Annotated in this window: 9 protein-coding genes; 4 read left to right on the forward strand and 5 right to left on the reverse strand. The window is 71.7% G+C overall.

Features of this window, described 5'->3' with window-relative positions:
• Positions 1 to 23 precede the first annotated feature (23 nt).
• Positions 24 to 545 carry a hypothetical protein gene (locus ACIBHY_RS22040; RefSeq protein WP_397251475.1) on the forward strand — a complete coding sequence of 174 codons (522 nt, stop codon included), beginning with the start codon at positions 24 to 26 and terminating at the stop codon, positions 543 to 545.
• A complete protein-coding gene (locus tag ACIBHY_RS22045; RefSeq protein ID WP_397251473.1) occupies positions 542 to 1,099 on the forward strand; it encodes a DNA-3-methyladenine glycosylase I in 558 nt (185 codons plus the stop codon). The genes ACIBHY_RS22040 and ACIBHY_RS22045 overlap by 4 nt, the downstream gene beginning before the upstream one ends.
• Here the strand turns inward: ACIBHY_RS22045 and ACIBHY_RS22050 are convergent.
• The 5 genes from ACIBHY_RS22050 to ACIBHY_RS22070 all read right to left on the reverse strand — a co-directional run bounded on the left by ACIBHY_RS22050 (position 1,080) and on the right by ACIBHY_RS22070 (position 8,804).
• Positions 1,080 to 2,891, reverse strand: a complete 1,812-nt coding sequence (locus ACIBHY_RS22050; RefSeq protein ID WP_397307582.1) for a DUF2264 domain-containing protein — start codon at positions 2,889 to 2,891, stop codon at positions 1,080 to 1,082. The genes ACIBHY_RS22045 and ACIBHY_RS22050 overlap by 20 nt on opposite strands.
• The gene (locus ACIBHY_RS22055; protein ID WP_397307583.1) at positions 2,888 to 5,227 is read right to left on the reverse strand and encodes a polysaccharide lyase 8 family protein; all 2,340 of its coding nucleotides are present in this window, start codon (positions 5,225 to 5,227) and stop codon (positions 2,888 to 2,890) included. The genes ACIBHY_RS22050 and ACIBHY_RS22055 overlap by 4 nt, the downstream gene beginning before the upstream one ends.
• On the reverse strand, positions 5,224 to 6,609 hold the full coding sequence (locus tag ACIBHY_RS22060; RefSeq protein ID WP_397251466.1) for a M60 family metallopeptidase: 1,386 nt from the start codon (positions 6,607 to 6,609) through the stop codon (positions 5,224 to 5,226). Before ACIBHY_RS22060 ends, ACIBHY_RS22055 begins: the two co-directional genes overlap by 4 nt.
• A gap of 90 nt (positions 6,610 to 6,699) precedes the next feature.
• Positions 6,700 to 7,788 carry a LacI family DNA-binding transcriptional regulator gene (locus tag ACIBHY_RS22065; protein ID WP_397251463.1) on the reverse strand — a complete coding sequence of 363 codons (1,089 nt, stop codon included), beginning with the start codon at positions 7,786 to 7,788 and terminating at the stop codon, positions 6,700 to 6,702.
• Between the two features lie 17 nt (positions 7,789 to 7,805).
• Positions 7,806 to 8,804 (reverse strand): hydroxyacid dehydrogenase, encoded by a 999-nt coding sequence (locus ACIBHY_RS22070; RefSeq protein WP_397251461.1) that lies wholly within the window; start codon positions 8,802 to 8,804, stop codon positions 7,806 to 7,808.
• Positions 8,805 to 9,079: 275 nt separating this feature from the next.
• Here ACIBHY_RS22070 and ACIBHY_RS22075 point away from each other — a divergent pair, with 275 nt between their 5' ends.
• Together ACIBHY_RS22075 and ACIBHY_RS22080 are read left to right on the forward strand one after the other, a co-directional pair.
• Positions 9,080 to 9,958 carry an ABC transporter permease gene (locus ACIBHY_RS22075; protein WP_397307584.1) on the forward strand — a complete coding sequence of 293 codons (879 nt, stop codon included), beginning with the start codon at positions 9,080 to 9,082 and terminating at the stop codon, positions 9,956 to 9,958.
• 13 nt (positions 9,959 to 9,971) lie between these two features.
• Positions 9,972 to 10,835 carry a carbohydrate ABC transporter permease gene (locus ACIBHY_RS22080; RefSeq protein WP_397251457.1) on the forward strand — a complete coding sequence of 288 codons (864 nt, stop codon included), beginning with the start codon at positions 9,972 to 9,974 and terminating at the stop codon, positions 10,833 to 10,835.
• Positions 10,836 to 10,853: the final 18 nt, after the last annotated feature.

Here is a 10,853-nt window from a genome sequence, read left to right on the forward strand (position 1 = left end):
GATCGTATGAGTACGATGCCAATGTGCTGGTCGTACTCGCCATCGCCGCGCTCGCCATTCTCGCCTGTGTGGTGCTGGTCTCCCTCGGTAGGGGCGGTGAGCTGACCGAGTTCCCGCCTGACGTCCCGCCGCTCGATCTGCCCGAGTCCGGGCAACTGACGGCGGTTGACTTCATGGCGCTGCATCTGCCGGTCAACCTGGTCGGATATCACACGCAGAGCGTGGATGAGACGCTGCGGCGCGCCGCCGGCGCCATCAGCGCGCGCGACACCAGGATCGCCGTGCTGGAGCAGCGGGTCTCGGAACTGCTGTCCAGCAGGCTGCAGGCCCGGCAGGAGGTGTACGCCGCCCCGGGCGCCGGGCTCCGCACCGAGCACGAGCCGCCGGTCGTCGAGCGCGAGCTGGCCGAGGAGGGCGACGATCCCGAGGCGCCGGACGAGCCCGCCGCGCCCGTGTCCGCGCCGGAGGACGAGGCGGAGAAGCAGCCCACGGCCACCGACGTGCTCGTCCACAAGGCGAAGGAGCCGGAGGGCGGGGCCGCGTGAGTGAGGTGATCCGCTGCTGGTGGACCGGCATGGCGGACCCCGTGTACATCGCCTACCACGACGAGGAGTGGGGACGCCCGGTCCACGGCGACGACAAGGTGTTCGAGCGGGTGTCGCTGGAGGCGTTCCAGTCGGGGCTGTCGTGGCTGACGATCCTGCGCAAGCGCGAGAACTTCCGCGCCGCCTTCGACGGGTTCGCGATCGAGAAGGTGGCCGCCTACACCGAGCGTGACGTGGAGCGGCTGCTCGGCGACGCGGGCATCGTGCGCAACCGGGCGAAGGTCGAGGCGGTCATCGCCAACGCCCAGGCCGCGCTCGACCTGCCGGACGGGCTGTCGGAGCTGGTGTGGCGCCATGCCGACCCGGACTCCCCGGTGCCCAAGGCGATGGGCGACGTCCCGGCCATCACCCCGGGCTCCAAGGCGCTGGCCAAGGAGCTGAAGAAGCACGGTTTCCGCTTCGTCGGCCCGACCACCGCCTACGCGCTGATGCAGGCCATCGGCCTGGTCAACGACCATCTCGCCGACTGCGTCGTCAGGACCGGGCGACGCTGACCGTGTCGCCGTCGGGGAAGGTGATCGCGACGGCGTCCTCGCCCACCTCGACGCCGATGGCGTCTCGAAGGGCCGTCGGGTGTACGGCGTCGCCCGACAGCACCACCAGTGTCACGTGTGTCCCCGGGCTGTCCGCCTCCAGCCGGGGCGTGGCCGAGTGGGGGCCGAAGGCGTTGGCCTCGACGTCGCGGACGACGGTGGCGTGCTGCCAGCCGTACAGGCCGATGAGCGCGGAGGTGAGCCCGTCGGCCCTGCGGGCCAGCGCCCAACCGGCCCCGGTCACCACCGCGGGCGGCGAGGCGTCGGCGACCGCGTAACCGCCTTCCCGCACCGTGGAGCCGTTCGGCCCGGTGACGGCGTGGACGCGGATCTCCCACGGGCCGCGGACGACCGACGTGGTGGTGACGCGGTCGCCGCCGGGAGTCTCGTAATAGGAGGAGGCGGTCCGGCCCTCGCAGGTCAGCGGGTGGATGGCGCCTCTGGGGGAGGCGGGCGAGACGGTGATGTGGTTGTCGGCGGCCCGGCCGTGGTCGGGGCCGGTGCGGGTGGAGTAGGCGAGCCGGGCGTAGTGGGGGTCGTCGGGCGGCGCGCCGTGATCGCTGCCGTGGTTGACCAGCCGGACCACGCCGTCGTGCCGGGTGCCGTGCAGGAGCAGGCCGGTCGCGGGGACGGCGGCCACGACGTCGTGCTCGTCCAGCGGCAGCGGCTGCTCCCGTTCGGTCCACACCGGGTGCTCAGGAGGCAGGAGCAGCCCCAGGAAGCCCTTCGACGCCCAGTAGGGAGAGGCTGGCCCCGAGTACGTCTGCGTGGCCGGCAGGAACGTGTCGTACCAGCCGAGCGACAGCAGGCCGCGTGAGTCCGGCACCCCGCGCTCGACGAAGTGCCGAACCACGGACGAGGTCAGCTTCCGCGTCTGCCCGGCCGACAGGGGACTGGCGTCGGCCAGCGCGCCCATCCAGACGGGCGCGAGGGCGGCGAAGCGGTAGGTCAGCGACCGGCCCTGATGCATGGGCGCCCCATCCGACCCGAAGAAGTGCTGATAAGTCGTCAGAAAGGTGTGGAGGCGGTCCCGGTACACCTCGCCCGACGCCCCCGACATCCGCGTCCACATCAGCGGATACAGGTGCAGTGCCCACCCGCAGTAGTAGTCGAAGTTGCGCGTGCCGCCGTCGGTGTACCAGCCGTCGCCGACGTACCACTCCTCGATCCGCGCCAGCCCCCGGTCGATCTCCTCCTGCCGGTACGGCCCGCCCACGGACTTGAGAAACTCCTCCGACACCGTCTGGAACAACATCCAGTTGTTGTCCCAGGTCCGCTTGCCCACGAACCCGCCCAGCCACTCGGTCACCCGCTCCCGTACCGAGGAGTCGAGCCGGTCCCAGAGCCAGGCCCGCGTCTCGTGCAGCCCGATCGCGATCGAGGCGGCCTCGACCATCTGCTGCGAGCAGTCGGTCAGCACCGGCCAGGAGTCGGGGGCCGAGGGGTCGGTCCCGGCGGCCAGGCCGTCGGCGTAGCGCTCGATCAGGCCGGGCGGCGCCTCGCCCTTGGCGCCCGCGATCCGGAAGGCGGCCAGCAGGAAGGTGCGGGCGAAGCCCTCCAGCCCGTCCGAGCGCACCCCTGACCAGCTGGGCCGCCCGGGAAGGTCGTAGCGGGCCATGCCCGGCGAGGCGTACGGCACGACCGCGTCGAGCAACTGATCGGCCACCGCCTCCCAATGAGCGCGGGTCCAGCCGGTGCGCGGGGAGAGGATACGGTCGGTGGGCGGGAGGTTCAGGGGGAAAGAAGGGGTCATGTCCTGCCGATCGCCAGTTCTGCGGTATGTGTCCGGCCACCGGAGCCGGACAGGTTTACGGTGAGGGCCGCATTCCTTCCCAGGGTGACCGCCACCGAATCGTCGGCCCTGATCAGGCGGTGCGCGGGTCGTCCGAGGGCGAGCCGTACCGTGGGGACCGTGCGGCCGGGGTCGGCGACGGCCACCCGGATACGGCCGGCGGCCTGCCGTACCAGGACCGTGCAGGGCGCGTCGGCGCTCACTCCGCCCGCGGCGCCCGCGCTCCAGAACGTGGCGGCGAACAGCCGCCCGCCGCCCGCCGAGCGGCCAGAGGCGACGACCGCCTGCACGGACGCGGTGTTGGCCAGCACCTTCACCCGGTCGAACGCCCACGTCTGCGCGGCCCCGGCGTTGGGCAGAACGGCGTAGGCGTAGTCCGCGCCCGCGGGGTCGCTGCCGTGGTCCAGCCAGAGCGTCACGTAGTCGCGCGCGACCGGGTCCGCGGTGCCGCCGGTGCCGGGGCCGTCGTCGATGGCCCGCCAGGTGTCGGTCCTGCGCTCGCTCAGCGCGCGCAGCTCGCCGGGAGCCAGCAGGACGTAGCCCCCGACCCCTCGCAGGTGAGCCCGGCCGCCATGCCGGGTGAGCCGGGCCGTGGTGCCGCGGTTGTCGACGATCGTCTCGACGGTCCGGTGGTCGGTGCTGGTGATCCCGGCGCCCAGGCAGACCACCGCGTCGTCCAGGCAGACCCAGCTCTTCCTGGCCGTCAGCGTCGTCCCCGCGGCCATCAGGTCGAGGCTCGCGACGCCGTAGCCGTCGACCGTGGTGCCGCCGGTCCAGGCGTTGGCCGGGCGGAAGGTTGCGGTGCCGCTGACCGAGACGGCCGGGTCGCGGTGGCGGGTGTCCACGGTCGTGCCGGCGAGGCGGTAGGAGTTCACGGTGGGCCAGTAGTCGGCGCTGTAGTGGTCCCGGCCGTCGGCGCCGTCGGTGTAGAGGTAGGTGGCGTCGTCGCCCTGGTACCAGGCGCGGTAGTTCTCGCCGTTGCCGCATTCGTACATGGCGATCCGCCTGGAGGACAGGCTGATCGCGAACGACCATCCCGGCCTGCGGTGCACGATCCGGTCCATCGCGGCGAACACGTGGTGCCCGGACGGCCGAGGCGCCGCCACCACGGACCGGTCGGCCAGCAGCGCTTTGGCCCGTGCGGTCGCCGGCACGTCGGCCAGCTCCAGGAACCTGCCCCGGCTCACCCACCCCTTGGCCAGCTCCCGGAAGCGCGCGGCGTAGGCGGCGGGCGCCCCGGCGGCCAGTTGCAGCACGGCGTCCACGGTGTCGCGCCCGGCATGCTGGTCGCGCCCGAACTGCCTGGCCACCGCCCGCCCGCGCACGCTGTCCATCATCAGGCCGTCGTGGATCCACGGCGCGAAGGTACGCTCGACCGCGTCGAGGATCACCGTCGCGTTCGGGTCGCGCACCTCCCACGCCGACCCGCCGAGCAGCCCGAGCGCCGCGCTGACCGACTGCAGCAGCACCACGCCGTAGGAGCCGGTGTAGGCCACCACGTCGTGCTGGACGAACGAGCCGTCGGCGTAGAAGCCGTCGCCGGCGCTCACGTAGGCGAACAGCGAGCGCCGCCCGCCGTCGCGCACGTCGGACAGGCCGTCGCGGGCCAGCGCCAGCTTGGCGGCGTCCTCGCCGGCGATGCCGCGCAGCGCGACGATCAGCGCCTTGTCGGCGCGGTTGGCGCCGGTCTCGGCGAAGTCCGTGAGGTTGGTACGCCGGTCCGGGTTGGGACAGAACCGGTCCACCGCCCGGATCCACGCCGCCCGCCGGCCGGGACTGATGAGGTCGTGCAGCAGCAGGCAGGTGTCCATGAGCGCGCGGGGGGCGCCGATCTCCCAGTGCCACCAGTTGCCGGTCTCACGCTTGGTCTCGTTGTAGGCGCGGGCGTACAGGAGGTCCAGGCCGGCGAGGAGGTCTTCGGCCAGGGCGGCGTCGCCGTACCGGGCGGTGCCCTTGGTCGCCCAGGCGAGGGCGAGCGTGCGCAGCCGCTGGTAGCTGGCCGCGATGTCGGCGCTCGCCCCGGTCAGCGGAAGGTCCGCCCACAGGAAAGTACGGCCGGCCGCCCGCTCCATCGCCGCGCTCCACCCCGCCGCCGCGGCGTCCAGCCGCCCGAGCGGGGCCGCGAAGGCCGGATCCGCCGGATCGAACGGCCCTCCGGCCAGCATGGCGACCGCCTTGGCCCGCAACGCCGCGAACTCGCTCGAACCGGCGGTCGATCCCGCGGCGGCGGCCGGGTCCGTGCGTGTCAGGATCGGCGTCGCGATCACGCCCGCCAGCAGCGTCCGGCGGGTGATCATTCGCTCAGCCCGGACGGGTCGGCGGCGGGCAGGCCGAGCTCCGCCACCCTGCCCAGCCATTCCCGCGTCAGCGGCGCGCCCCACCGGGTCCAGAACCCGCCCAGGTCCCGCCCGGCGATCCGCGAGGTGTAGACGGCCAGGTATCCCCACCGCTTCGCGGTCTCGGTCCAGTCCGACGGCGGATTCTCGGCCCGCACGAGCCGGTGCAGCCGGGGCCAGAACTCCTCGGTGAAGGCCAGCTCAAGCTGCCGGAACGGCACGAGCTTCTCGAACGCGCCGAGTTTGGTGAAGTCCGCCACCGGCAGCTTCGGCAGCGCGCTCTGGTACGGCGTCAGCCCCGTCTTGGCGTCCGGCTTGGTGAGGTTGGACTGCTGCCCCAGCGCCCGCTGCGCGGCCAGCGAGTAGATGTTGACCGTCACCTCGGTCAGGTCGCCCGGCTTGTAGGCCATCTGCTGGTGCTGGTGGCCGAGCTCGTGGTAGACGCCCCAGCCGCGCGTGCGCAGCCCGTCCACGGTGAGCAGCCGGTCCAGGTACGTGCGCGGGTAGGCGGTCCAGCCGTGGGTGGCGTAGGCGCCGGCGCCCGTGGGCATCCGCGGCGCCTCCACCAGGTGGAACGGCAGCGGACTTCGCTCGCCCGCCCGAAGCCCCGAGATGGCGGCGTGCGCGTCGATGATCGACTCAAGCAGGCGCAGGTGCGCGGCGTGGTCCTGCTCGCGCCACTGCAGGATGCCCTCGCGGGTGACGGTGACGATGGCGCGCCCGGAGACCAGTTCGGCCTGCGGCACGCCGGTGAGCCGGTCGAGCTGGGCCTGGAAGTCCGCCTCCGTGGTCCGGCCGAGCCTGAAGACCGGCGCGTCCAGCCCGCCGCTCACGAACCTGACCCTGGCCTGCTCACCCGAGCCGATCATGGACAGGTAGACCATGCCGCCCCCGGCGTCCTCGACGGTGTTGACGCCGGAGGCGAGCGGGTAGGCGCGCGGGTTCTTGTAGGCGACGTCGGGGTGGGTGTCGGGCGCGCCGACGTGCAGCGTGGGCACGAGCCCGTCCTTGGCGGCCACCTCGACGGTCAGTGTGGCGGCCGCGGGCAGGTAGACACCGGTGTGGTGGAAGTCCGTGGTGCGCAACGCCTGTTGCAGCCGCAGCCGCTCGCTCTCGGCCGCGACCCGCCCGCGGACGACCACGGTACGGCGGGCGGTTCCCGCGGCCCGGTCGCCGGACAGAGTGTCGCCGGACAGGGCTCCACCCGAGGAGGCACCGCCTGATGAGGCGCCTCCCGTCGACGGGTCCGGTGGGCGGGTGGCCGATGCGGCGGCGGCCAGTAAGGGAGAGGCCGCGAGGGCGCCGGTGAGGGTGAGGAAGCCACGTCGTGGGAGGTTTCGCATCGGGGTTCTCCTTGGCAGGGCCGTATGCCGCCCGAGCTTGAAAGCGCTTACTAGGCTCCGTCAAGGCTTTCCGGAACTTTCTACCGGTTTCTATCGGCGACCTGCGGCTTTTCTTCCTCGTGGAGCCGCAAGCGGTTTCGGCGCGCCCACGGATTCCCTGACCACGATGCTGGTCCCGACCCGGGTGCTGGTCTGCACGGGGGACAGGTAGTCGCTGCCGTCGGAGATGCCGAGGGCCAGCCGTACGGCCTGGCGGCCCATCTCCTCCAGCGGGATGCGCACGGTCGTCAGCCGGGGACGGAGCTCCTGGGCGAGCGGGACGTCGTCGTAGCCCACGACGGACATGTCGCCCGGCACCGTGAGGCCGGCCGCCTCCAGCGCCTGCATCGCCCCGGCCGCCACGTTGTCGTTGGCCGCGAAGATCGCGGTGAAGCCGGCGCCCTCGGCCAGCAGCTCCCTGACCCGCTCGTAGCCGAAGCGGCGGCTGAGCGGGCCGGGCTGGACGAGTTCGTCGGCGTAGTCCAGCCCACGCAACTCCAGCGCGCGCCGGTGCCCGGCCAGGCGGGCGACGGTGGTGGAGAAGAGCGCGGGGCCGCCCAGGAACAGGATTTGCCGGTGCCCCTGGGTGATCAGGTGGTCGGTGACGGCGAAGGCGCCGCCCTCGTTGTCGTACTCGACGACCTTGGTCGGCACGTCGCCGCCCACCGACGGCCGTCCGCACAGCACGAGCGTGGAGCCGCTGGCGTGCAGGGCGCGGGCCCTACGGCCGACCTGGGTGGCGTAGGCGCGGTCCTCGTAGGCGCCGCCGACCAGGATGACCGCGTCGGCCCGCTGCTCGTGCAGCAGGTCGATGAGCGCCAGCTCCTGCTCGTGGCTGCCCTGGGTGCAGCAGATGATGCAGAGCCTGCCCTGCGCGGTGGCCTCGCGCTCCACGCCGCGGGCGATGAAGGCGTAGAACGGGTCGATCACGTCGTTGATGATGATCCCGACCGTCCTGTTCGTCGCCCCGGCCAGGGCGCGGGCGTGCGCGTTGGCCACGTAGCCCAGCTCGTTGATGGCCGCCTCGACCCTGGCGCGCGTCGACTCGGCCACCGGGTAGTTGCGGTTGATCACCCGAGAGACGGTCGCGCTGGACACGCCGGCGAGTCTGGCCACGTCGGCGATGGTCGCCTCGGTCACGGGCCCTCCCTTGTCACTCACGCTATTCTGCCCAGTTCGTCGATGTGGATCTCGTGCCTCAGCGGCCGGCCCGAGCAGTAGCGCGCCACCTCGTCCAGCGCCGAGTCGGCCAGCCTGGCCAGTTCGCCGCCCTGGGCTCCGGCCAGGTGCGGCGTGACGAAGACGTTGGGCAGCGCGAAGAACGGGTGGCCGGGAGGCAGCGGCTCGGGGTCGCTGACGTCGAGTATCGCGTCGAGCCTGCCGCTCGTCACCTCCTCGGCCAGGGCGAGCGTGTCCACGAGCGCGCCGCGGGCGGTGTTGACGAGCACGGCGCCGTCGCGCATCAGCGCCAGCCGGTCGCGGCCGATCATCCGGTGCGTCTCCGGGGTGTCCGGCGCGTGCAGGGTGACCACGTGTGAGCGGCGCACCAGCGTGTCGAGGTCGGTCAGCCGTCCGCCCAGCGCCGCGGCCTCGCCCGGATCGGCGTACGGGTCGTAGACCAGCACCTCGGCGTCGAGGTTGCGCAGCAGCGCGAGCACCCGTCTGCCGATGCGCGACATGCCGACGACGCCGATCGTGATCCGGTGCGTGCCGAGCCACGGCATGCCGGAGAAGTCCCGCCTGCTGCCCTGGGTGCGGTAGCGGTGGGCCATCGTGAACGCCCGCTTCGCCCCGAACACGATCGCGGCGAAGGTGAACTCGGCCACCGGGATCGCGTTCGCGTCGGCCGCGCTGGAGACGCGTACGCTGCGCAGCACCACCGGGTCCAGGAACGTCTTCACGGTGCCCGCGGCGTGCGCGATCAGCCGCAGCCCCGGCGCGGCCCGGAGCAGCCGCTCGTCGAACGGCGGGCAGTTCCAGCCGGTGACGAGCACCTCCGTCTCCGCCAGGACCTTCTCGTCCACCTCGTGCATGACCTCGTCGTGGAGGTCGACCAGGCGGGCCAGCCGTTCGAGGGCGCCCCCGCTGAAGACCGACTCGCGCACGCCGGGCCCCATGGCCAGGGCGGCACGCGGTCTTCGGCTCTCTTCCCGCACGTGTTTCGCTCCCCGATAGTAAGCGCGTTCTATGACCTTGAGGCCGCACGCTAGGCCCTGCCTGCGGCTCAGTCAAGCGAGCAGCCCTTTTGTCGGCAAGGGTCTTGACGGATGGGGAAAACGCTTACTACGGTCACGGCCAATCGGAGGGACGACGCATGACGACTTCATCGCAACCGCGTGCCGCCGTGACGCCCCGCCGTGTCGCAACCGGTACGGCGGGCGCCGCGCCACGCAAACTGCCTCTGCGCAAACGGATCAAGCGTGACCGGGTCATGCTGCTGTTGACCCTGCCGGGGCTGGTCTACTTCCTGGTCTTCCACTACGCCCCGCTCATCGGTTACGTGGTGGCGTTCAAGGACTACCAGCCGTACGTGGGCTTCATCGACAGCCCGTGGATCGGCCTGGCCAACTTCGAGCTGGTCTTCGGCGACAGCCGGTTCTGGACCTCCGTGGTCAACACCCTGAAGATCACGCTCACCCAGCTCGTGCTCTTCTTCCCCGCGCCGATCGCCCTGGCCCTGCTGCTCAACAGCGTGATCAGCGACAAGGTCCGCAGGTTCGTGCAGAGCGTGGTCTACCTGCCGCACTTCATCGGCTGGGTGATCATCGTCTCGATCTTCCAGCAGATCCTCGGCGGCGCCGGCGCGCTGCCCAACCTGCTGGAGAGCATGGGCCTGCCCCGGGTCGACGTCATGACGAACCCGGACACCTTCCCGCTGCTCGTGACGCTGCAGGTGCTCTGGAAGGACGCCGGCTGGGGGACGATCATCTTCCTGGCCGCGCTGCTCTCCATCAACCAGGAGCTCTACGAGGCGGCGGCCATGGACGGCGCGGGCCGATGGCGCCGGCTCTGGCACGTCACGCTGCCCGGCATCACGCCGATCATCGTGCTGCTGCTCATCCTCAACCTCGGCAGCATCCTGTCGGTCGGATTCGAGCAGATCCTGCTCCAGCGCGACGCGGTCGGGGCGGAGTCGGCCGAGGTGCTGGACACGTTCGTCTACTTCAACGGCATCCAGGACGGCCAGTGGGGCCCCGCGGCGGCGGTGGGCCTGATCAAGGCGATCGTCGGCGCGGCCCTCGTGCTCGGCGCGAACAAGGTGGCGCACCTGCTGGGCCACGAGGGGGTGTACCGCGGTGCGGCCAAGTGAGCGTCCGGCCTGGATGGAACGGCCAGGCAAGGCGGGCCTGGTCGTCAAGGGCGCGATCCTGCTCGGCGTGAGCCTGCTGGTGATCTACCCGTTCGTCGGGGTGATCGGCACCAGCCTCTCGACCGAGACCGACATCGCCAAGGCCGGCGGCTTCGTCCTGCTGCCGTCCGCGCCGCAGCTCGACGCCTACCGGGCCATCTTCGAGGGCGGCACGGTCACCCGAGCGCTGCTCGTGAGCGTGCTCGTGACCGGCATCGGCACGCTGGCCAGCCTCGCCGCCACGATCGGCATGGCCTACGGGCTCAGCCGTCGCGAGGTCACCGGTTCGCGGGCCATCTTGATCGTGGCGCTGTTCACGATGCTGTTCAACCCGGGCATCATCGCCGGCTTCCTGACCGTCCAGCAGCTCGGCCTGCTCAACACCTTCGCCGCGCTCGTCCTGCCCAGCCTGGTCAGCGCCTTCAACCTGGTCGTCCTGCGCTCGTTCTTCATGAACCTGCCCGGCGAGCTGATGGAGAGCGCCCGGATGGACGGCGCCGGCGACCTGCGCATCCTCGTCCGGATCGTCCTGCCGCTGTCCAAGGCGGTGATCGCGGTGATCGCCCTGTTCTACGCGGTGGCGTACTGGAACGCCTTCTTCAACGCCCTTCTCTACCTCGACGACACCGAGAAGTGGCCGCTGCCGATGATCCTGCGCATGTTCGTGCTCCAGGGCCGGACGCTGGAGAGCCTCGGCGGCGCCGCGGAAGCGCCCGCGCCCGTCCAGGCCATCCAGATGGCGGTGCTCGTGGTGGCGGTCGTCCCGATCCTCATCGTCTACCCCTTCCTCCAGCGCTACTTCACCAAGGGCGTGCTCACCGGCGCCATCAAGGGCTGAACCCCCCATCCGAAGGAA

Origin of the sequence: Nonomuraea sp. NPDC050547 (genome assembly GCF_044457345.1) — a bacterium.
GTDB lineage: Bacteria > Actinomycetota > Actinomycetes > Streptosporangiales > Streptosporangiaceae > Nonomuraea.